We start from the raw sequence: 25,640 nt of genomic DNA on the forward strand, positions 1-25,640 counted from the left end.
TTAGGAAAGAGAAAGATCGACGCTCCGCGAAGCGGCGGGAGCGGATCGGGACGGCGCGGCACCGGTGCCGAGCAGCGCGCGGTTCATCGGGCCGGCGATCCTTGCGAGCAGGGTCTCGTCCTGCATCATCGCCATGTGCGTGCCGCCCACCTCGACGACCTCCAGCCGCGCGCCGAGCAGCGACGACCAGCCGTTGCTGCGATCGTCGCGGACGGGTTCCTGCGCGCTGAACAGACTGACATCGAGATCGATCGGCGGCGGCACGTATTGCACGCTGGCGCGCGCGATGTCGTTGGCGACGCGGAAGCGGCGATCCATTTCGTGCCCGGTCACGTCCGGGCCGAGCCAGCCGTTGCGGTGGCATTCGGCGACCATCGCGTCGAGGTCGTCGAAGGCGAGCAGGCCGCGCAGCACGTCCGGCGTCAGTTCCGGCCGCAGGTACTGGAGGATGCGGATGAGGAAGTGCTTGGTCTGGGCGATGTCGCCGTCCATGTCCTCCGGCGACAGCCGGTAGGTGTCGATCATGCCGAGATAGCCGACGGATTCGCCGTTCTCCAGCAACTGGCGCGCGACTTCGTAGGCGATCAGGCCGCCGCCGGACCAGCCGGCGAGACGATAGGGGCCGACAGGCTGCACGGCCCGGATCTGGCGAAGGTAATCGCGCGCCATTTCGACCAGCGACCGGTAGACCGGCGGGTCCTCGTGCATTGCTCTGGCTTCCATGCTGTACACCGGGACGTCCGCGTCGATGAAACGCGCCAGACGTTCGTAGGCCAAGACGCTGCCGAATCCTTCGTGGAAGCAGAACAGCGGGCGCCGCGATCCGGCGATGCGCACCGGGATCAGGCTGCTCTGCGTCTCCTCGCCCTGCCCGCCCAGCGTGACGACGGTCGCAAGGCCGGCCAGTGTAGGCGCATCGAACACCTGCCGCAAATCCAGCAGGAGGCCGCGCCGGCGGGCGCCGTCGATCAGGCGGGTGACCAGCATCGAATGCCCGCCGAGCTCGAAGAAGTTGTCGTGCCGGCCGACGCGCTCCACGCGCAGCAGTTCGCGCCAGATCGCGGCGAGCGTGGTTTCCACCGGTCCTTCCGGCGCCTCGTACGCCCGCTGCGCGAACGCCGCGCCCTCCGGCACCGGCAGCGCACGGCGATCCAGCTTGCCGTTCGGCGTCAGCGGCAGGCGATCAAGCGTGACGTAAGCGGCGGGGAGCATGTACTCCGGCAACGTCCGCGACAGCCCTTCGCGCAGGCGCTGCGGCTCCGGCGCGTCGCCGTCCGCGACCACGTAGGCTACGAGACGCACCTCGCCCGGTGCGTCCTCGCGCGCGATCACCGCCGCTCCGCGCACGTTCGGCTGCGCCGCCAGTTGCGCCTCGATCTCGCCCAGTTCGATGCGCAGGCCGCGCAGCTTCACCTGATGGTCGTTGCGGCCGAGGTATTCGATCGTCCCGTCCGCACGCCAGCGACCGAGGTCACCGGTGCGGTACATCCGGGCGCCGGGTTCGTCGGAGAACGGATCGTCGAGGAACCGCGCCTGCGTCAATTCGGGGCGATTGAGATAGCCACGCGCGACTTGCGCGCCGCCGATGTACAGCTCGCCCGGCGCACCGACCGGCACCGGCTTGCCGTGGCGATCAAGCAGATAGAGCTTCGTGTTCGCGATCGGGCGGCCGATGTGGATCACCGTGTCGTCCGACGAGATCACCCCCGACGTCGCCACGACCGTCGTCTCGGTCGGGCCGTAGTTGTTCACCAGCGCGAACGGCAGGTCTGCCGTCGGCAAGCGATTCAATCGGTCGCCGCCGGTCAGCAGCGAGCGCAGGCCCGTCTTGTTCGCCAGCCCGCGCGCCAGCGCCGCGTCCGCGAGTGCGGTGACGAGGAAGCTGCTCTGCAGGTCCTGCGACTCCCACCAGTCCAGCAGCGCCGACGGATCGCCCTGCGTACTCGACGGCGGCAACGCCAGCGTCGCGCCCTGCGCCAGCGCCGGCCACACTTCCCACGTGCAGGCGTCGAACGCAACGCCCGCAGTGCTCGACGTGCGCTCGCCGCGCGCCAGCGGGAAGGTCTCCGAATGCCACGCGACGAGGTTCGCGAGGTGACGATGTTCGACCATCACGCCGTTCGGCTTGCCGGTCGAACCGGAGGTGTAGATCACGTAGGCCAACCGGTTCGGGTCGGCGGCGGTGCGAGCGGTCTGTTGCACCGTCTCCGCCAGCGGCGGCAGCGCATCGAGCTCCAGCACGCTCCAGTCGCCGGAGAGATCGACCTGCGCCGACAGCTCGGACTGCGTCAGCAGCACCCGCGGCGCGCTGTCGGCCAGCATTTCGCGCAGGCGCTCCGCCGGTGCGCCCGGGTCCAGCGGCACGTACGCACCGCCCGCCTTCGGCACCGCCAGCATCGCGCGGATCAGGTCCGGGCCGCGGCGCAGCAGCAGCGCCACGCGCGTCTCCGGGCCCACGCCCAGCGCGCGCAGCCGCTGCGCGAGCGCATCGGCCTGCGCGTCGAGCTCGCCGTAACTGACGGTGTCACCTTCGAAGGCGATCGCGACTGACTCAGGCGCCTCGGCCGCGTGCCGCTCGAACCGCTGATGCACGCAGACGTCGCGCGGATACGCGCGCCGGGTGTCGTTCCACGCCTTCAACACCATCTGGCGCTCGGCGGCGTCGATGAGGTCGATCGCGTCCACCGGCTGCGCGTCGTCGCGGACCATGCCGCGCAGCAGCGCTTCGAGATGGCCGACGTGCCGCTGCATCGTCGACAGGTCGTACAGCGCCGTCGCGAAGCACAGCGTGCCGACGATGCGGTCCCCGGCTTCCTGCAGTTCCAGCGTCAGGTCGAACTTGGCCGTGGCCGGCGGCAATGTCAGTTCCTCCAGTTGCAACCCCGGCATCTCGAGCGCGGATTCCGACGCACCCTGCCAGGTGAACATCAGCTGGAAGAGCGGCGTGTGCGCCATGGTGCGTTTCGGCTTCAGCGCCTCCACGACCTGCTCGAACGGCAGGTCCTGGTGGTTCTGCGCCTCCAGCACGGATTCGCGCACCTGCGCCAGCAGTTGCGCCACGGTCGGGCGATCGCCGAGATCCAGGCGCAGCGCCAGCGTGTTGACGAAGAAGCCGATCAGCGGCTCGACCTCGGCGCGCGTGCGGTTCGCGACCGGCGTGCCGATCACCACCTCGTCCTGGTCGGCCAGTCGCGCCACCAGCGCGCCCCAGGCCGCGAGACAGGTCATGAACAGCGTGGTGCCATGCCGCTGCGACAACGCCTTCAGCCCTGCGCTGAGCTGCGGGTCCAATGCGATCGACAGACTTTCGCCGCGATAGTCCTGCACCGCCGGGCGCGGACGGTCGGTCGGCAGCGCGACCAGTGCCGGCGCGGTCGCCAGCCGGTCGCGCCAGAACGCCAGTTGCTGCGCCTGCACCGCGCCCGACAGCCAGTCGCGCTGCCATGCGGCATAGTCCGCGTACTGCACGGCGAGCGCGGGCAGCGGATCGCTGTCGATCGACAGCCCCTGCGTCGCATACGCCGCGTAGAGGCGGGCGAATTCGTCCATCAGCACGCCCAGCGACCAGCCGTCGAACACGATGTGGTGCATCGTCAGCAGCAGCACGTGGTCGTGTTCCGCGAGCCGCAGCAGCCGGCCGCGGATCAGCGGACCGCGTTCGAGATCGAACGGCGTTTCCGCCTCGATCGACTGCCAGTGCGCGATCGCGTCTTCGGTCGACGCGTGGCCTGCACCAATGTCCTGCCGTTCGAGCGCGAAGCCCGCCGACGCGTCAATGCGCTGCACCGGCTGTCCGTCGACCACTTCGAAACGCGTGCGCAGGGCTTCGTGGCGGGTCACGACGCGATCCAGCGCCGCCTGCAGCGCGGCGACATCGAGTGCACCGCGCAGGCGCAGGCCGCCCGGCATGTGATAGGCCCCGCTCGCCACCGTGCCCATCTGCGCGATGAACCACAGCCGCTGCTGCGCGAACGACAGCGGCAGCGCGTCGGTACGCGGCGCGGGCAGCAATGCCGGCAGTGCGCTGGCCGGTGCCTCCGCCAGCGCGGCGGCGAACGCCTGCATGACCGGATGCGTGAACAACTGCGAGACGGTCATCTCCAGTCCCAGCCGCTGCCGCACGCGCGACATCATCTGCACCGCGAGCAGAGAATGCCCGCCGAGATCGAAGAAATTGTCGTGCCGGCCGACGCGCTCCACGCGCAGCAGTTCGCACCAGATCGCGGCGAGTGTGGTCTCGATCGTCCCTTCCGGCGCTTCGTATGCGCGCTGCGCGAACGCCGCGCCCTCCGGCGCTGGCAGCGCACGACGGTCGAGCTTGCCGTTCGGGGTGAGCGGCAGGCGATCCAGCGTGACGTAAGCGGCGGGGAGCATGTACTCCGGCAGCGTCCGCGACAGCCCTTCGCGCAGGCGCTGCGGCTCCGGCGCCTCGCCGTCCGCGACGACATACGCCACGAGACGTATCTCGCCCGGTGCGTCCTCGCGCGCAATCACAGCCGCTTCGCGCACGTTCGGCTGCGCCGACAGCTGCGCCTCGATCTCGCCCAATTCGATGCGCAGGCCGCGCAGCTTCACTTGATGATCGTTGCGGCCGAGATACTCGATCGTCCCGTCCGCACGCCAGCGGCCGAGGTCGCCGGTGCGATACATCCGCGCCCCCGGCTCGTCCGAGAACGGATCGTCGAGGAACCGCGCCTGCGTCAGTTCGGGGCGATTGAGATAGCCACGCGCGACCTGTGCGCCGCCGATGTACAGTTCGCCCGGCGCGCCGACCGGCACGGGCTTGCCGTGGCGATCGAGCAGATAGAGCTTCGTGTTCGCGATCGGACGGCCGATGTGGATCACCGTGTCGTCCGGCGACAGCGTGCCCGATGTGGCCACCACCGTCGTTTCGGTCGGACCGTAGTTGTTCACCAGCGCGAACGGCAGGTCCGCCGTCGGCAAGCGATTCAATCGGTCGCCGCCGGTCAGCAGCGAGCGGAGCTTCGTGCGGCCGCCCTGCCCGCGTGCCAATGCGGCATCCGCAAGCGCGGTGACGAGGAAGCTGCTCTGCAGATCCTGCGACTCCCACCAGTCGAGCAGCGCCGACGGATCGCCGTGCGTGTTCGACGGCGGCAGCGCCAACGTCGCGCCTTGCGCCAGCGCCGGCCACACTTCCCAGGTGCAGGCGTCGAACGCGACACCCGCGGTGCTCGACGTGCGCTCGCCGCGCGCCAGCGGGAAGGTCTCCGAATGCCACGCGATCAGGTTCGCGAGGTGGCGATGCTCCACCATCACGCCGTTCGGCTTTCCGGTCGAACCGGAGGTGTAGATCACGTAGGCCAGGTGCTCGGGCTGCAGGCCCGTCGCCTCGCGGCCGGGCGCAGTCGCCGGACGCTGCTGCCAGGTCGGTTCGTCCAGCACCAGCACGGCGGCGGTACGCAGCGCGCGGCACGACGGCAACTGGTCCTGCAGCGCGGCCTCGGTGAGCACGACGCGCGGCCGGCTGTCGTCGAGCATGTAGGCAAGGCGCTCCTGCGGGTACGCCGGATCCATCGCGACGTAGACGCCGCCGGCCTTCAGCACCGCGAGCCAGGCCGTGACCAGCGCCGGGCCGCGCGCAGCGACCACCGCGACGCGCGTCTCGGCGCGCACGCCCTGCGCGATCAGCTGGTGCGCGAGGCGGTTGGCGTCTGCGTCGAGCGTGCCGTAGGTGGTCGACGCGCCTTCGAACGTGATCGCCACGGCCTCCGGCGCTTCGGCCACATGGAGCTCGAAGCGTTCGTGCACGCAGACGTCGAGCGCGTAGTCGCGGCGCGTGTCGTTCCAGGTCGTCAGCACGCGCTCGCGCTCGGCCGCGTCCAGCAGGTCGATCGCGTCGACCGGCTGCGCGTCGTCGTGCACCATGCCGCGCAGCAGCGCTTCCAGATGGTTGCGGAAGCGCACCACCGTGTCGCGGTCGTAAAGCGCACGCGAAAAGCCGAGCGTGCCGGCAATGCCGTCGCGGGTCTCGTGCAAGTCAAGTTCCAGATCGTACTGGGCGTTGTGCTCGCCGTTGCGCGGCGGCAGCACGTTCAACTGCAGGCCGTCGAGTTCGAGCGTTTCCTCCGGCGTGTTCTGCCAGGCGAAGGTGACCTGGAAGATCGGCGTATGCGCCAGCGTGCGCTCCGGCTTCAGCGCGTCCACCACCTGCTCGAACGGCAGGTCCTGGTGGCTGTGCGTCAGCAGCACGCGCTCGCGCACCTGCGCCAGCAGCTGCGCCACGGTGGGCTGGTCGCTCAGGTCGATGCGCAACGCCAGCGTGTTGACGAAGAAGCCGATCAGCGGCTCCATCTCGGCGCGGGTGCGGTTGGCGACCGGCGAGCCGATCACCACCTGGTCCTGCCCGGCCAGCCGGCCCACCAGCGCGCCCCAGGCCGCCAGCAGCGTCATGTACAGCGTGGTGCCGTGCCGCTGCGACAACGCCTTCAGGCCCGCCGCCAGTTCACCGTCGAACGCGACCGGCAGCAGTTCGCCGCGCGAATCCTGCACCGGCGGACGCGGGCGATCGGTCGCCAGCCCGACCAGCCCCGGCGCGCCGGACAATTGCTCGCGCCAGAACGCCGCCTGTCGCTGCTGCACCTCGTCGGTCAGCCATTCGCGCTGCCACAGCGCGTAGTCCGCGTACTGGATCGGCAGCGCCGGCAGCGGGTCGACGTCGAACGCCACGCCCTGCCCCGCATAGGCGCGATAGAGCGTGTCCAGTTCGTTCGCGAGGATGCCCATCGACCAGCCGTCGGACACGATGTGGTGCATCGTCACCAGCAGCACGTGGTCCTGCTCGGCCAGCCGCAGCAGGCGGCCGCGGATCATCGGGCCGTGCTCGAGATCGATCGGCGTGGACGCTTCCTCGCGCTGCCAGCGATCGATCATCGCCGCGGCCTCGCCGCCCTCCTCGGCCAGATCGTGGTGCAGCAGCATGAAACCGGCGGTTTCGGAGATGCACTGCACCGGCTGTTCGCCCACCACCTCGAAGCGCGTGCGCAGGCCTTCGTGGCGACGGACGATGCGGTCCAGCGCCGCCTGCAGGGCGGGCGTGTCGAGCGGGCCGCGCAGGCCCAGGCCGAAATGCAGCATGTGCGCCGTCGGCCACATGTGCGCGATGAACCACAGTCGCTGCTGCGCGAACGACAGCGGCCAGTGCGCGCGCGGCGCGGTGCGCGCGGGAATGCCGACCGGACGACCGGCGGGCTTCGGCTTGCCACGCGCGGCCTGCGCCGCCAGGAGCAGAGCCTCGCGCTCGGCGCGCGTCATGGTCTTCAGGGTGGCGTTGTTCATTGGACGAGGCCTTGTTGCTGGGCGACGATCGTGTCGAGGTAGTCGGCGTCGAACTGCGCGAGCTGGCAGTCGACGATGGCTTCTGAGAACTCGCTCAGGCGCGGGTTCGAGAAGATCGTCATCAGCGACAGCTCGATGTCCCACTCGCTGCGGACGCGCGAGATCAGTCGCGTCGCCAGCAGCGAATGCCCGCCGAGTTCGAAGAAGTGGTCCTGCCGGCCGACGCGCTCGATGCCCAGCAGTTCGCTCCAGATCTGCGACAGCGTGGTCTCGGTCACGCCCTCCGGCGGTTCGTACGCGGCCTGCGCGACGCCGGCCTGCGACGGCAGCGGCAACGCCTTGCGATCGACCTTGCCGTTCGGTGTGACCGGCAGGCTCGCCAGCACCACCCAGGCGGCCGGCACCATGTAGTCCGGCAGCGCCTGCGCGAGCGCGCGACGCAACGCCTGCGTGTCGAGTTCCCCGTTCGCACCGTCGGCCACGTAGGCGACGAGCTGCTTGTCGCCGGTGACGTCCTCGCGCGCGAGCACCAGCGCCTCGCGCACGCCTGACTGCGCCAGCAGCTTCGCTTCGATCTCGCCGAGTTCGATGCGGAAGCCGCGGATCTTGACCTGATGGTCGTTGCGGCCGAGGAAATCGAGCGTGCCATCAGCACGCCAGCGCGCCAGGTCGCCGGTGCGGTACAGGCGGGCATCGGCCTCGCCAGCGAACGGATCGGGCACGAAGCGCTCGTCGGTCAACGTCGCGTTGTTGAGGTAGCCGCGCGCGACCTGCACGCCGCCGATGTGCAGCTCGCCGGCCACGCCGATCGGCGCCGGGCGACCATGCGCATCCAGCACGTAGAGGCGGACGTTGGCGATCGGCCGACCGATGGGCGGCGACTCGGTCGACGACGGATCGCAGTCGTGCATGCTCGCGCACACCGTGCCTTCGGTCGGGCCGTAGGCGTTGATCAGCCGGCGTCCCGGCGCCCAGCGCCGCACCTGCGCGGCACTGGTGGCCTCGCCGGCGAGGATCAGCGTGTGCAGGTGCGACAGCGCGGTGTCGTCCGGCAGGCTGGCCAGCAGGGCCGGCGGCAGCGTCGCGTGGGTGATGCGCTGCGCATCGAGCCACGCCACCAGCTCCCGGCCCGCCAGCGGACCCGGCGGCGGCAGGTGCAGGCTGGCGCCGCACAGCAGCGCCATCATCACCTCGGAGATGCAGGCGTCGAAGCTGAAGGACGCGAACTGCACCACGCGGCTGTCCGGATGCACGCCGAAGCCCGCGATCTGCGCCTGCGCCAGGTTGCACAGGCCGCGATGCGTCGCCATGACGCCCTTCGGCACGCCGGTCGAACCCGAGGTGTAGATGACGTAGGCCAGGTGCGTCGGCAGCAGGCCGGACGCGGTCGGATGGATCGCCTCGGACGACAGCGACTGCCACTGCTCGGCTTCGGTCATGTCCACCACCGGCGTGCGCCAGAGGATCGGGCTCGCCGGCAACTGGTCCTGCAGCGCCGCGGTGGTGATCAGCACGCGCGGGCGGCTGTCGCGCAGCATGAAATCGAGGCGGCCCTGCGGATACGACGGGTCGAGCGGCACGTAGGCACCGCCGGCCTTCAGCACCGCCAGCATCGCGACGATCGTGTCGACGCTGCGCTGCAGGCAGATCGCGACCTTCTCGTCGGGCTTCACGCCGAGACCGCGCAGATGGTGCGCCAGCCGGTTCGCGTGCGCGTCGAGTTCGCGATAAGTCAGCCGTTCCTCGCCCTGCGCCAGCGCGAGCGCGTCCGGCGTGGCCTGCACCTGGCGCTCGAACAGCGTCTGCACGCACGCGTCCGGATGCGGCCATTCGCGACCGGTGCGGTTCCAGTCTTCGAGCACCTGCCGGCGTTCGTCCGTATCCAGCACCTCGACCTGCCACGACGGCAGTTGCGATGCGCCTTCGAGTGCGTCGGCCAGCGATTCCAGCGCGGTCTGCAGGTAGGCGCAGATCCGCTCCGGGGCGACCGGCTGTTCGACCAGCGCCTTCAGCTCGAAGTCCTCACCGAGGTCGTCCACCGCCATGATGAACGGCACGTGGTTGGTGCGTTCCACCGCCGACAGCATCTGCATGCCGTGCGCCCAGTCCGGCGTTTCGGCCTCGGCGGCGGCATCGACGCTGTGGCGGTAGTTCATCACCGCCGAGAACAGCGGCGTGCTCGACGACAGCGCGCTGCAGCGCTGCGCCAGCGCCAGCGAGGCATGCTCGTGGCCCAGCAGCTCCGACAGCAGCGCGTGCGTCTGCTGCACGCCGTCGCGCACGCCGGTCTCGCCCAGTCGCACGCGGATCGGCAGCGTGTTGATGAACAGGCCCATCGCGCGTTCCGCACCGGCGCCGCCCTGCAGGCGACCGAACAGCACGGTGCCGAACACCACGTCCTCGCGGCCGGTGGTGCGCGCCAGCACCTGCGCCCAGGCCCAGTGGAACAGGCTGGCCGTGCTCACGCCGAGGCTCCGGGCCTGCTGGCGCAGGCGCTTCGACAGCGCACGCGGCAACGCACGCTGCGCCTCGCGGACATGCGCACCTTCGTCTTCCACCTTCAGGATGCCGAACGGCGCCGTCGGCTCCTCCACGTCGCCGAGCATGCGTCCGAAGAAGGCTTCGTGTTCCGCCTCGCTCACGCCCAGGCGGGCCTGCGCGACGAAGTTGCGGAACGGCACCGGCTCGGCCAGTTCGTGCGCGCGGCCGCCGAGGATCAGGCCGATCTCGTGCAGCAGCACCTCCAGCGCGGTGTGGTCGAGCACCAGGTGGTGATGGACCAACTGCAGCAGCCAGCGCTGGTTGGCGGCATCGAACGCTGCGTGGCCGTGCATCAGCGGCGCATGGCTCACGTCCATGCGGATGTGCAGCGGATCGGTGAGTTCGGCGAGACGTGTCGCCACGTCGCCGGCGGACAGCGTCGGCGTCTGCACCTCGAAACGGGCGTGGCGCCAGACCACCTGCACCGGTTCCGCCAGTCCCTCCCACAGCACTGCGGTGCGCAGCACGTCGTGGCGATCGATCACCTGCTGCAGCGCGCCCACGAAGGCATCGAGCCGCGCCTTCGTGTCGAAGGCCAGCGTGGTCGACAGCAGGTAGGCATCGCCCTGCACCTGCAGCAGATGATGGAACAGGATGCCTTCCTGCAGCGGCGCCAGCGGATAGAGATCCTGCACGTTCGCCGCACCGCCCGGCACCGCCGCGACGATCCGCGCGATCTGCGCGGCGTCGAGCGAAATCAGCGGCAGCATCTCCGGCACGATGGCGGTGCAGCCGGCCGGGATGCCGTTCGGCGGCACGACCACGTCGGTCGATGCGCCACGCTGCGCGTCCTCCACCGCCTGCGCCAGCGCGGCCAGCGTCGGCTGCGCGAACAGGGCGCGGATGTCGATGTTGAGCGATTCGCGCCGCAGGATGCCCATCAGGCGCACGGCCAGCAGCGAATGCCCGCCGAGCTCGAAGAAGTTGTCCTGCCGCCCGACGCGTTCGACGCCGAGCAGTTCGCTCCAGATGCCCGCCAGCAGCGTTTCGACCGGACCCTGCGGCGCCTCGAAATCGCGCTGCGCGAAGGCGACGTCGCCGGGCGCGGGCAGCGCCTTGCGATCGACCTTGCCGTTGTTGGTCAGCGGCAGCGTGCCCAGCGCCACGTACGCCGCCGGCACCATGTACTCCGGCAGCGACTGCGACAGCGCCTCGCGCAGCGCATGCGCCTCCGCCGTTGCACCTTCAACCGGCACCACGTATGCGACGAGACGGCGATCGCCCGGCGCGTCCTCGCGCACCAGCACCACCGCCTCGCGCACCGACGGCTGCGCCACCAGCGCCGCCTCGATCTCGCCCAGCTCGATCCGGAACCCGCGGATCTTCACCTGGTCGTCGATGCGGCCCACGAACTCCAGTTCGCCATCCGGCAGGTGCCGCACGAGGTCGCCCGTGCGATACATCCGGCCTTCGGCGAAGGGGTTGTCTAGGAAGCGTTCCGCGGTCAGCTCCGGACGCTTGAGGTAGCCACGCGCCACGCCCGCACCGCCGATGTACAGCTCACCCGTGCTGCCCATCGGCTGCAACTGCCGATGCGCGTCCAGCACGTACAGCTGCGTGTTGCCGATCGGACGGCCGATCGGCGTCGCGGCCGAGCCTTCGAGCTTCGAGAGCTGCGACTCTTCCGACAGCGTCCACACGCTGCAGCCCACCACCGTCTCGGTCGGGCCGTACTCATTCACGAACGTCGCGTTCGGCAGCAGTTCGCCCTTCCAGCGGCGCAGCGTCGACGCCGGCAGCTGTTCGCCGCCGACCACGATGCAGTGCGGCGCATCGCAGGCAATGACATCGCGTTCGAGGTACGACAGTGCGTCCAGATGCGCCGGCGTGATCTTGAACAGCCAGCCCTCGCCCTCGGCGAACAGGCGCTCAGATAGCCGCGCCAGCGTCTCGGTGTGCGACTCGTCCGGCAGCAGCCACACCGGCTTGCCCGCCAGCAGCGGCGGCAGCAGCGTCGTCAGCGTCGCGTCGAAGCACAGCGGCGAACTCACCACCGAGCCCGCAAGGCCCGGCAGGTACGCCTCGACCGCGTGCGCGAGATAGTTCGACAATCCGCCGTGCTCGACCATGACGCCCTTCGGCCGGCCGGTCGAGCCGGAGGTATAGATCACGTAGGCGACATCGTTCGCCGAGATCGATGGCAGTTCGCCATGCGTGAACTCGCCCAGCCAGTCCGCTTCCGTCGCCGCGCCGTCCATCAGCACCACGTCGACACCCTGCAGCGGCAGTTCGTCCATCGTCGCCGCTTCCAGCAGCGCCCAGCCGATGTTCGCGTCCTGCACCATGTAGCCCAGCCGTTCCTTCGGCAGCTTCGGCTCCAGCGGCACGTAGGTCGCGCCGGCCTTCAGCGCACCGAGCACCGCGATCACCAGCTCGGGCGAACGCGACAGGTACAGCCCCACGCGCGCACCCGGCGTCACGCCGGACTCGATCAGGTAGCGCGCAAGGCGATCGGAGCGTGCATCGAGTTCGGCATAGCTCAGTTCGACATCCTCGAACCGCAGCGCCACCGCTGCCGGCGTGCGTACGGCCTGCGCCGAGAACTGCGCATGGACGCAGGCCGTCGGGTAGTCGCGATCGGTCGCGTTCCAGTCGCGCACCAGGAAGTCGCGTTCGTCATCGTCGAGCAGCGACACCTCGCACAGGCGCGCCTGCGGCGTGGCCGCGACGGCATCGAGCATGCGGCCGAAGTGCGCGGCCAGGCGCTCGATGGTGGCGGGCTCGTACAGCGCGGCGTCGTACTCGTAGGCGATGTCGATCGCGCCGTTGCGCTCGTTGACGTAGAGCGTGAGGTCGAACTTGACCGTATGCTCGGCGAGCGGCAGTTCTTCCATCTCCAGCTCGGGCAGGCGCACGACCGGATCGGGCACGCTCTGCATCTGCACCATCACCTGGAACACCGGCGGCACGCCGGGGCTGCGCGCCGGCTTCAGGTCTTCGAGCAACCGGTCGAACGGCAGGTCCTGATGCAGGTACGCCTGGATCAACGTGGCGCGCACCTGCTGCAACAGCGATTCGAAGCTCTGCTCGGGATCGAGCCGGGTGCGGATCGCCTGCGTGTCGAGGAACAGGCCGATCAACGGCTCGACCTCGGCGCGATTGCGATTCGCCACCACCGTGCCGACGTTGAGGTCGGTCTGGCCGGTGTAGCGCGACAGCACGACGTTGAACGCCGCCATCAGCAACATGAACAGCGTGCCGGAATGGCCCGCAGCGAGTGCGTTGAGCGCCGCGGTGGTCGCCTGCGGCACGTGCGCGTGGACCATGCCGCCGACGAACCCCTTGATGGGCGGGCGCGGATGATCGGTCGGCAGCGTCGACAGCGGCGCGCTGCCGGCAAGCTGGTCGCGCCAGTACGCGAGCAGGTGCGCCTGCACGGCATCGTCCATGCACTGGCGCTGCCACAGCGCGTAGTCCGGATACTGCACCGGCAGCGGCGGCAGCGGATCGACTGACGTCGGCACGCCGTCGACGGCATAGGCGCGGTACAGCGCGCTCAGCTCCTCGGCGAGCACGCCCAGCGACCAGCCGTCGGACACGATGTGGTGCACCGTCAGCAGCAGCACGTGGTCGCGTTCGTCGAGCCGCAGCAGGCGACCGCGGAACAGCGGACCGCGATGCAGGTCGAACGGCTCGCGCGACTCCAGCAGACTCCAGTGCGCGATCGTGGCGTCGCGTTCGGCAACATCGAGATCGATGGTGTGATCCAACGCCTGGAACACGAGCCCGAACGGCGCAACCGGGGCGATGCGCTGCACCGGGCGGTCGTCGACGAGTTCGAACCACGTGCGCAGCGACTCATGGCGACGCACGATACCGTCGAGTGCGGCCTGCAGCGCGGCGCGGTCGAGCCGGCCTCGCAGGCGCAGCCCGATGGGCATGTGGTAGGCGGCACTCGCTTCTTCGCCGAACTGCGCCGCCAGCCACAGGCGCTGCTGCGCGAACGACAGCGGCATGTCGTCCGGCCGCGGCATCGGCGCGAGCGCGGGCAGCGCGGTCGTCTGCGCCTGGCCGGCCGCCTGCGCGAAATCGTGCAGCACCGGATGCGCGAACACGGTCGACAGCGCGAGGTTGAGGCCGAGCGACTGGCGCAGGCGCGAGATCATGCGCACGACCAGCAGCGACTGCCCGCCGAGTTCGAAGAAGCTGTCGTGGCGACCGATGCGGGCGACGCCCAGCACCTCGCTCCACACGCCCGCGATCGCGGTCTCCAACGGTCCCTGCGGCGCGACGAAGGCCTGCTGCGTCTGCATCGCGTCACCCGGTGCGGGCAGCGCGCGGCGATCGACCTTGCCGTTGTTGGTCAGCGGCAGCATGCCCAGCGCCACGTACGCCGCCGGCACCATGTACTCCGGCAGCGACTGCGACAACGCCTCGCGCAGCGTGTGCGCTTCCGCCGTCGCGCCTTCCGCCGGCACCACGTACGCGACCAGGCGACGATCGCCCGGTGCGTCCTCGCGCACCAGCACCACCGCCTCCCGCACGCCTGGCTGCGCCACCAGCGCCGCTTCGATCTCGCCCAGTTCGATCCGGAACCCGCGGATCTTCACCTGGTCGTCGATGCGACCCACGAACTCCAGCTCGCCGTCCGGCAGGTGCCGCACGAGGTCGCCCGTGCGGTACATCCGGCCTTCGGCGAAGGGGTTGTCCAGGAAGCGTTCCGCGGTCAGCTCCGGACGCTTGAGGTAGCCGCGGGCCACGCCCGCACCGCCGATGTACAGCTCGCCGGTGCTGCCCATTGGCTGCAGTTGCCCGTGCGCATCCAGCACGTACAGCTGCGTGTTGCCGATCGGACGACCAATCGGCGTCGCCGCCGAGCCGTCCAGCTTCGACAGCTGATCCTGCGTCGAGAGCGTCCACACGCTGCAGCCCACCACCGTTTCGGTCGGGCCATACTCGTTCACGAAGGTCGCGTTCGGCAGCAGTTCGCCCTTCCAGCGGCGCAGCGTCGACGCCGGCAGCTGTTCGCCACCGACCACGATGCAGTGCGGCGCATTACAGGCGGCAACATCGCGTTCGAGGTACGACAGTGCGTCCAGATGCGCCGGCGTGATCTTGAACAGCCAGCCCTCACCCTCGGCGAACAGCCGTGTCGAGAGGCGCGCCAAGGTTTCGGTGTGCGACTCGTCCGGCAGCAGCCACACCGGCTTGCCCGCCAGCAGCGGCGGCAGCAGCGTCGTCAGCGTCGCATCGAAACACAGCGGCGAACTCACCACCGACCCCGCGAGGCCCGGCAGGTACGCTTCGACCGCATGCGCGAGATAGTTCGACAGCCCGCCGTGTTCCACCATCACGCCCTTCGGACGGCCGGTCGAACCGGAGGTGTAGATCACGTAGGCGATGGCGTTCGCCGAGATCGATGGCAGTTCGCCTTGCGTGAACTCGCCCAGCCAGTCCGCTTCCGTCGCCGCGCCGTCCATCAGCACCACGTCGACGCCCTGCAGCGGCAGTTCGTCCATCGTCGCCGCTTCCAGCAGCGCCCAGGCGATGTTCGCGTCCTGCACCATGTAGCCCAGGCGTTCCTTCGGCAGCTTCGGCTCCAGCGGCACGTAGGCCGCACCGGCCTTCAGCGCGCCGAGCACCGCGATCACCAGTTCCGGCGAGCGCGACAGATACAGGCCCACGCGCGCGCCCGGCGTCACGCCGGACTCGATCAGGTAGCGCGCGAGGCGATCGGAACGCGCATCGAGCTCGGCATAGTTCAGCTCGACATCCTCGAACCGCAGCGCCACTTCGTCCGGCGTGCGCGTCGCCTGCGCAGAGAACTGCTCGTGCACACAGGCCGTCGCGTAGTCGCGATCGGTCGCGTTCCAGTCGTGCACCAGGAAGTCGCGTTCGGCATCGCCCAGCATGTCGATCTGCCAGGACGGCGTCCGCGGCACATGCGCCAGCGCATCGACCAGACGCGCCAGCACGTGGTGCAAGTAGTCGCAGACGCGCTCCGGCGCGACCGGCTCCTCGATCTGCGCGCGCAGCTCGAAGTCCTCGCCGAGGTCGTCCACCGACAGCGTGAACGAATAGTTGGTGCGTTCGCGCACCGACAGCAGTTCGACGCCCTGCGCCCAGTCCGCCACGGTATCGCCGGCCGGCGTGGTGTGGCGGTAGTTCAGCAGCGACGAGAACAGCGGCGCGTTGGTCGGCAGCGCGCTGCAGCGCTGCGCGAGTGCCAGCGGCGCGTGCTCGTGGCGCACCAGACCGGACAGCACGGCGTGCGTCTGCAGGATGCCGTCCTGCACGCCGAGATCGCCCAACTGCACGCGCATCGGCAGCGAGTTCATGAACAGGCCGACCGCACGATCCGCGCCCTCGCCGCCCTGCAGGCGGCCGAACAGCACCGTGCCGAACACGACTTCGTCGCGACCCGCGCTCTTCGCGAGCACCTGCGCCCACGCCCAGTGGAACAGGCTCGCGGTGCTCACGCCGAGCGTGCGCGCCTGCTGCCGCAGTCGCAGCGAGAGATCGCGCGGCAACTTCAGTTCCGACTCGTGGACGTTGTCACCGTCGCCGTGCACCTCCAGCATGCCGAACGGTGCCGTCGGTTCGTCGACGTCGCCCAGCATCTCCCGGAAGAACGCCTCGTGCTCCTGCGCGCTCACGCCCAGTCGCGTCTGCGCGACGAAATTGCGGAACGGCACCGGCTCCGGCAGCGCATCCGCGCGACCGGTGCGGATCATGCCGATCTCCTCGAAGATCAGCTCGACCGCCACGTGGTCCATCGCGAGGTGATGCTGCAGCAGCAGCAGGATCCAGCGCTGGCTTCGCGCATCGAAGGCGGCCACGCCGCGCATCAGCGGCGCCTGGCGCACGTCCATGCGCGCATCGCGGGGATCGGCGATTTCCGCCAGCCGCGCCGCGGCGTCGCCGTCGGCGACCTCGATCGTCTCCACGGCCATCGTCACGGTGCGCCAGACCACCTGCACCGGTTCGGGCAGGCCATCCCACAGGATCGCGGTACGCAGCACGTCGTGGCGATCGACGACCTTCTGCAGCGCCTGCACGAAATCGTCGAGCGCCGCGCGCGATTCGAACGACAGCAGCGTCGACAGCAGGTACGGATCGCCGCGCGTCTGCAGCAGATGGTGGAAGAGGATGCCGTCCTGCAGCGGCGCCAGCGGGTAGATGTCCTGGATGTTCGCTGCGCCGCCCGGCACCGCGGCGACGATGCGCGCGATCTGCGTCGCGTCCAGCGTCACCAGCGGCAGCATCTGCGGCGTGATCGCCTCGCAGCCCGGCGGGATGCCGTTCGCGGGCGCGATGACGCCGCGCTCGCCGGCCCGCCGCGCCTCCTCGACGGCCTGCGCCAGCACCGACAACGTCGGCTTGGCGAACAAGACGCGGATGTCGGCATGCAGGTCTTCGCGGCGCAGGCGTTCCATCAGCTGCACCGCGAGCAGCGAGTGGCCGCCGAGCTCGAAGAAGTTGTCGTCGCGACCGATCCGGTCGACGCGCAGCAGCTCGCTCCAGATCCGGGCGAGGGTCGTTTCCGTCCGGCCCTGCGGCGCCTCGAAGGCGCGCTGTGCGAACGCCGCATCGCCCGGCGCCGGCAGCGCGCGGCGATCGAGCTTGCCGTTCGGCAACAGCGGCAGTGCGGGCAGCCGCACGTAGGCCGACGGAATCATGTACTCCGGCAGCGTCTGTGCCAGCGCATCGCGCAGCGCCTGCGGATCGTGCGCGTCTCCGCGCGAGGCCTGTTCGTTCGCGACCAGATAGGCCACCAGCCGCTGCTCGCCGGGCGCATCGGCACGCGCGAGCACCACGGCATCGCGGATGCCCGGCAGGCGTGACAGCCGTGCTTCGATTTCGCCGAGTTCGATGCGGAAGCCGCGGATCTTCACCTGACGATCGTTGCGACCCAGGTAGGCGAGCGCGCCGTCGGGTTGCCAGCAGCCGAGGTCGCCCGTGCGGTACATGCGCGCGCCGGGCGTGGTCGCGAACGGATCAGCGACGAAGCGTTCCTCGGTGAGTTCGGGGCGATCGAGGTAGCCGCGCGCCAGTCCGGCACCGGCGATGTGGATCTCGCCGGGCACGCCGAACGGGGTCGGCTGGCCGTGCGCATCGAGCAGGTAGATCGCGAGGTCGCCCACTGGCCGGCCGATGTGGATGTCCTCGGCCGAGCGGACTTCCTGCACCGTCGCGGTGATGACGGCCTCGGTGGGACCGTAGGCGTTGAACAGCTGCGGCCGGTGGCCGGGACGCGCCGTCCAGTCGCGGATGGCCTGCGCCTCGACCGCTTCGCTGCCGATGACCACCATGCGCACGGTCTCGGGGATCGCGATCGCCGGATCGGCGCTCACGTACTGCCAGAACTTGGTCGGCAGCTCGGCAACGGTGATCCGCGCCTCGGCGCAAAGCTGCCAGAAGCACGCGGCATCGGTCTGCCACTCGGGCGTGCGCAGCACCAACGTCGCGCCGACGGTCAGCGCGCCCAGGATTTCCTCGATCGACACGTCGAAGTTGATCGAAGCGAACTGCAGCAGGCGGTCGTCTGCGCGGAAGCCGTAACGTGCGGTCAGCGCCGGGATGCGCCGCGCCAGCGGGCCATGTTCGACCGCGACGCCCTTGGGCTCGCCGGTGGAACCGGAGGTGTAGATCACGTAGGCCAGATGGCGGGGTTCGAGGCCGGTTTCGGCCGGCGCGAGGTCGCTGTCCGCCAGCGACGCCCACGGTGCCAGCGGATCGTCCATCCGCACCACGGGCAGCGCGGCCTCCTGCGCGAACGCGATGTCGACGTCGCCCTGCGCGAGCATCGCGCACGGCCGGCTGTCGCGCAGCATGTAGGCCAGACGTTCCTGCGGATACGACGGATCCAGCGGCACATAGGCGCCGCCGGCTTTCAGCACCGCGAGGATCGCCGTCACCATGTCGAGGCCGCGCGACAGGCAGATCGCGACCTTGGCGTCCGGCGCCACGCCCAGCGCGCGCAGATGGCGCGCGAGGCGGTTCGCGCGGGCGTTGAGTTCGCCGTAGCGCAGGCGCGCGCCCTCGTGTTCCAGCGCGATCGCATCCGGATGCGCCTGCACGCGCTGCTCGAACAGTGCGTGGATGCAGTCGTCCGTCTGCGAGGCGCGGTCATGCGCGTCAAGCCCACCGGCCAGCACCACATGGCGTTCATCCGCGTCGAGCGCATCGATCCGCCAGGACGGCGTGAGCGGCGCGGATTCCAGCGCATCGGCCATTGCGGCCAGCACGGTCTGCATGTAGCCGCAGATCCGCTGCGGATCGAGCGGCGCCGTGGCCTGTGCGGTCAGCTTGAAATCGTCGCCGAGATCGTCGACGGAGAGATCGATCGGATAGCTCGAACGTTCGCGCACCGACACGAGTTCGGTGCCCGGCGCCCAGGCCGACATGTCGGTGACGCCGGCGCCATGGCGGTAGTTCAGCAGCGTCGTGAACAACGGCATGCTCGCCGGCAGTGCGCTGCAGCGCTGCGCCAGCGCCAGCGAGGCGTGCTCGTGGCCCAGCAGCTCCGACAGCAGCGCATGCGTCTGCTGCACGCCGTCGCGCACGCCGGTCTCGCCCAGCGTGACCCGCATCGGCAGCGTGTTGATGAACAGGCCCATCGCGCGTTCCGCACCCGCGCCGCCCTGCAGGCGACCGAACAGCACGGTGCCGAACACCACGTCGTCGCGACCGGTGGTCTTGGCCAGCACCTGCGCCCAGGCCCAGTGGAACAGGCTGGCCGTGCTCACACCGAGACGTCGCGCCTGCCGGCGCAGACGCTGCGACAGCGCCGCCGGCAGCAAGCGGTCGGCCTCGTGCGCGTGCTCGCCGTTGCCATGCACTTCCAGCAACCCGAACGGTGCAGTGGTCTCGTCGATGTCGCCCAGCATGCGGGTGAAGAAGGCTTCGTGCGCTTCCGCGCTCGTGCCCAGCCGCGCCTGCGCGACGAAGTTTCGGAACGGCACGGGCTCCGGCAGCGCCTGCGCGAGATCGCGCAGGATCAGGCCGATCTCGCGCATCAGGATGTCCAGCGCGGTGTGGTCGAACACCAGGTGGTGGTGGACCAGACGCAGCAGCCAGCGGCCGTTCTGCGCGTCGTGCGCGACGAGGCCGCGCATCAGTGGCGCATGCCGCAGTTCGAGCCGGCGCGATGCATCGTCGCGTTCCAGCTCGGCGGCGATGTCGTCGCCGGCCAGCGCCAGCGTCTGCACGTCGATGTGCGCGTCGCGCCACACCACCTGTACCGGCGCATCGAGTCCTTCCCACAGCACGGCGGTGCGCAGCACGTCGTGGCGATCGACCACGCGCTGCAGCGCCTCGACGAAGCCGTCGAGCGATGCGCGGGTCCCGAAACCCAACGTGATCGAGAGCAGGTACGGATCGGCATCCGGCTGCAGCAGGTGATGGAACAGGATGCCTTCCTGCAGAGGCGCCAGCGGATAGATGTCCTGCACGTTCGCGGCGCCGCCCGGCACTGTCGCGACGATGCGCGCGATCTGCGCAGCGTCGAGCGAAACGAGCGGCAGCATCTCCGGTGCGATCGCCATGGAATCGGCCGGAATGCCGTTCGGCGGCACCACGACCTCGCGATGGCCGTCCTGCATCGCCTGCTCGATCGCGCGCGCCAGCGCGGCCAGCGTCGGGCTCGCGAACAGCGCGGAAATGTCGGCGGCGAAACCTTCCTGCCGCAGGCGCTCCATCATCTGCACCGCGAGCAGCGAGTGACCGCCGAGTTCGAAGAAGTTGTCGTGCCGACCGACGCGCTCCACGCGCAGCAGCTCGCACCAGATCGCGGCGAGCGTCGTCTCGATCGTCCCTTGCGGCGCCTCGTACGCGCGCTGCGCGAACGCCGCACCCTCCGGCGCCGGCAGTGCACGACGGTCCAGCTTGCCGTTCGGCGTCAGCGGCAAGCGATCGAGCGTGACGTACGCCGCCGGCAGCATGTACTCCGGCAGCGTCCGCGACAGCCCTTCGCGCAGGCGCTGCGGCTCCGGCACTTCGCCGTCCGCGACGACGTAGGCGACTAGCCGTACTTCGCCCGGTGCGTCCTCGCGCGCGATCACCGCGGCCTCGCGAATGCCTTGCTGCGCCGACAGCTGCGCCTCGATCTCGCCCAGCTCGATGCGCAGGCCGCGCAGCTTCACCTGGTGGTCGTTGCGGCCGAGGTATTCGATCGTGCCGTCCGCGCGCCAGCGGCCGAGGTCGCCCGTGCGGTACATCCGGGCGCCCGGCTCATCGGAGAACGGATCGTCGAGGAAGCGCGCCTGCGTCAGTTCGGGGCGATTGAGATAGCCGCGCGCCACCTGTGCGCCGCCGATGTACAGCTCGCCCGGTGCCCCAACCGGCACCGGCTTGCCGTGGCGGTCGAGCAGATAGAGCTTCGTGTTCGCGATCGGGCGACCGATATGGATCACCGTGTCGTCCGGCGACAGCGTGCCCGATGTGGCCACCACCGTCGTTTCGGTCGGGCCGTAGTTGTTCACCAGCGCGAACGGCAGGTCTGCCGTCGGCAAGCGATTAAGCCGGTCGCCGCCGGTCAAGAGCGAACGCAGCTTCGTCCGACTGCCCTGCCCGCGTGCCAACGCGGCATCCGCGAGCGCGGTGACGAGGAAGCTGCTCTGCAGGTCCTGCGACTCCCACCAGTCCAGCAGCGCGGACGGATCACCGTGCGTGCTCGACGACGGCAGCGCCAGCGTCGCGCCCTGGCACAGTGCCGGCCACACTTCCCAGGTGCAGGCGTCGAAGGCGATGCCCGCGGTGCTCGACGTGCGCTCGCCGCGCGCCAGCGGGAAGGTCTCGCTGTGCCACGCGATGAGATTCGCCAAGTGGCGATGTTCCACCATCACGCCGTTCGGCTTGCCGGTCGAACCGGAGGTGTAGATCACGTAGGCCAACCGGTTGGGGTCGGCGGCGGTGCGCTCGAGCGATTGCGCGCGCGTCTCCGCCAGCGGCGGCAGCGCATCGAGTTCCAGCACGGTCCAGTCGCCCGAGAGATCGACCTGCGCCGACAGCTCGGACTGCGTCAGCACCACCCGCGGCGCGCTGTCGGACAGCATTTCGCGCAGGCGCTCCGCCGGTGCGCCCGGGTCCAGCGGCACGTACGCACCGCCGGCCTTCGGCACCGCCAGCATCGCGCGGATCAGGTCCGGGCCGCGGCGCAGCAGCAGCGCCACGCGCGTCTCCGGGCCCACGCCCAGCACGCGCAGCCGCTGCGCGAGTGCATCGGCTTGTGCATCAAGCTCACCGTAACTGACGGTGTCGCCTTCGAACGCGATCGCCACCGCTTCCGGCGCTTCGGCGGCATGTCGCTCGAACCGCTGGTGCACGCACAGGTCCTGCGGATATGCGCGCCGGGTGTCGTTCCACGACTTGAGCACCAGCTGGCGCTCGGCGGCGTCGATGATGTCGATCGCGTCGACCGGCTGCGCGTCGTCACAGACCATGCCGCGCAGCAGCGCTTCGAGATGACCAACGTGCCGCTGCATCATCGACAGGTCGTACAGCGCCGTCGCGAAGCACAGCGTGCCGACTATGCGGCCTTCCGACTCCTGCAGTTCCAGCGTCAGATCGAACTTGGCATCGGCCGACGGCGACGGCAGCGCGGTCGTCGTCATGCCTTCCAGCGCGAAGGCCGTCTGCGGCACGTTCTGCCACGCGAACGCCAGCTGGAAGATCGGCGTGTGTGCGAGCGAGCGCTGCGGATTCAGCGCTTCCACCACCTGCTCGAACGGCACGTCCTGATGCGCCTGCGCCGACACCACGCGCTCGCGCGCCTGTGCCAGCAGTTGCGCGACGCTGGGCTGATCGCCGAGATCGAGGCGCAGCGCCAGCGTATTGACGAAGAAGCCGATCAGCGATTCGACTTCGACGACCGTGCGATTGGCGACCGGCGTGCCGATCACCACCTCGTCCTGGCCGGCCAGTCGCGCCACCACGGCGGCCCATGCCGCCAGCAACGTCATGTAGAGGGTCGTGCCGTGGCGCTGCGACAGTGCCTTCAATGCCGCCGTCAGCTCGCCGTCGAGCGCGATCGGCAGCAGCCCGCCGCGGTAGTCCTGCACCGGCGGCCGCGGACGATCGGTCGGCAGGCCGACCAACGCAGGCGCGCCGTCCAGCGCCTTGCGCCAGAAATCCAGCTGCCTCTGCTGCACCTCGCCCGCCAGCCACGCCCGCTGCCACGCGGCGTAATCGGCGTATTGCACCGGCAGCGCAGGCAGCGGATCGAGAGCCGGCGAAACACCGTCGACGGCGTAGGCGCGATAGAGCGCATCGAGCTCGCGCGCGAGCACGTCCATCGACCAGCCGTCGGAGACGATGTGGTGCATCGTCAGCAGCAGCACGTGATCCTGCCCGGACAGCCGCAGCAACCGACCGCGGATCAGCGGCCCGTGTTCGAGGTCGAACGCCGTCTCCGCCTCGATCGCCTGCCAGTGCGTGATCGCATCTTCATGCGAGGCATGGGCATCGCCGATGTCCTGCGTCGACAGCGCGAAACGTGCCGACGCCTCGATGCGCTGGACGGGCTGGCCGTCGACGATCGCGAACCGCGTGCGCAGCGCTTCGTGGCGTTCCACGATGCGATCGAGCGCTGCCTGCAAGGCGGTTTCGTCGAGCGCGCCGTGCAAGGCGAGCGCGCAGGACAGGTGGTACGCCGCGCTGGCCCGGGCGCCCATGCGGGCGATGAACCACAGGCGCTGTTGCGCGAACGACAGCGGCAGCGCGCCGTCACGCGCCACGGGAAGGAGGTCGGGCAGCGCGTCCGCGGCCGGTCGATTGGCCAGCGCTGCGGCGAGATCGCGGAGCACCGGATGCGCGAACAGATCGGACAGCGCCGCCGACACGCCGAGACGCTGGCGCATGCGCGCGACCAGTTGCATGGCCAGCAGCGAATGTCCGCCGAGCGCGAAGAAATGGTCGTCCCGACCGACGCGCTCCACCCGCAGCAATGCCTGCCAGAGCGTCGCCAGCGCGGTTTCGAGTTCGCCCTGCGGCGCCTCGTACGCACGCTGCGCGAGCGCGCTCGACGTGGGCGCAGGCAAGGCGCGGGCGTCGAGCTTGCCGTTGGGCGTGCGCGGAAGATTCGGCAGCGACACGTACGCCGCCGGGATCATGTATTCGGGCAACGCGCGCACGAGCGCATCGCGCAGCGTCTGCGGATCGGCTGCGCCGGCATCGGCCACCAGATAGGCCACCAGACGCCGGTCGCCCGCGACGTCCTCGCGCACGCGCACTACGGCTTCGCGGATGCCGGGCTGCGCCAGCAACTGCGCTTCGATCTCGCCGAGCTCGATGCGCAGACCGCGCAGCTTCACCTGGTCGTCGTTGCGGCCGACGTAGTCGAGCGTGCCGTCGTCGCGCCAGCGGACGATGTCGCCGGTGCGGTACATGCGCGCACCCTCCTGCACGACGAACGGATCCTGCACGAATCGCTCGTGCGTCAATTCGGGACGATGCAGGTAGCCGCGCGCCAGCCCGGCGCCGCCGACGTACAGTTCGCCTTCGACGCCGATCGGCACCGGCCTGCGTGCATCATCGAGCACGTAGACCCGGGCATTGGCGATCGGCCGCCCGATCGGCGGGCGACCCGCCATCGGCGCCTCGCAGACATGCCACGTCGCCCACACGGTCGTCTCGGTCGGGCCGTAGGCGTTGACGAAGCAGCGACCCGGCGCCCAGCGCTCGACCAGCGCCGCCGGGCAGGCCTCGCCGGCCACCACCAGCGTGCGCACGCTCGCCATGCAGGCCGGATCGTCGATCCCGGCCAGCACCGACGGCGTCAGCGTCGCGTGGGTGATGCGGTGTTCGATCAGCAGATCGCGGAGCACGGGGCCCGCGACGACGGCGCCTGCCGCCGGCAGATGCAGCGATCCGCCGTTGCACAGCGCCATCACCGTCTCGAAGACGCAGGCGTCGAAACTGAAGGAGGCGCACTGCAGCACGCGACTGGCGGCGTCCACCGGGAAGGCACGGCGCTGCGCGATGGCCAGATTGACCACGCCGCGATGTTCGACCATCACACCCTTCGGTTGTCCCGTCGAGCCCGAGGTGTAGATGACGTACGCAAGATGCTGCGGCGCAAGCCCGATGTCGTCCGGCGCGAGACGCGTGTCCGGCAGCGCGGCCAGTGCCTCGCGCTCGGCGCCCACATCCAGGAAGGCAGTCTGCGACGTCGAGGCCGTGCGCAGGATCGAGCGCACGCCGGATGCCACGCCGTCATGGGTCAGCACCACCGCGGGCTCGCTGTCCTGCAGCAGGTAGCGCAACCGTTCGGCGGGATACGCCGGATCCAGCGGCACATAGGCACCGCCCGCCTTCCACGTCGCCAGCACCGCGACGACGCGATCGACGCCGCTGGGCATGCAGATTGCAACGCGTGCATCCGGACCTACGCCCAGTGCGCGCAGTCGATGCGCGATCCGGTTGGCCTGCGCATCGAGCTCGCCGTAAACCAGGATTCCCTCGGCAGAAGCCAGCGCCATCGCCTGCGGCGCGCGGTCGACCTGCGCCTCGAACAGCGCATGGATGCAGAGCGCATGCGGCACGTCGCACGCCGTGTCGTTCCAGGAAGCCGGTGGTTGCTGCTGCGCGTCGGGAGACGGCGAAGATGCACCGGTTTGCGACACCGGAAGGGGCGCGGAAGAGGCGGCGGCGCCTTCTTTGGACAACAGGGCTTCGGAGCACGCTTCGTGCTTGTTCATTTCAAAATCCTTTTGTGTGGTCATCCGGATCGCATGTGCGTCCGGAGACGTGTCCTGGGCCTTCCACGGCATGCCGCTTCGCGCCATCCTTCCTGGAAAGGTCATCAATGGAACTGCATCGTCGCTATGCGGAACCGATTTCCTCGATCAAGTGAAGCGCAAGTA

2 protein-coding genes are annotated in these 25,640 nt (G+C 69.8%); both read right to left on the reverse strand.

The window, feature by feature from the left end:
• Positions 1-7,296, reverse strand: a complete 7,296-nt coding sequence (locus tag ACT53Q_RS10090; RefSeq protein ID WP_476186520.1) for an amino acid adenylation domain-containing protein — start codon at positions 7,294-7,296, stop codon at positions 1-3.
• On the reverse strand, positions 7,293-25,580 hold the full coding sequence (locus tag ACT53Q_RS10095) for a non-ribosomal peptide synthetase (RefSeq protein WP_476186521.1): 18,288 nt from the start codon (positions 25,578-25,580) through the stop codon (positions 7,293-7,295). Before ACT53Q_RS10095 ends, ACT53Q_RS10090 begins: the two co-directional genes overlap by 4 nt.
• Between the last annotated feature and the right edge of the window lie 60 nt (positions 25,581-25,640).

It is taken from the genome of Lysobacter sp. DMC97, from assembly GCF_056313745.1.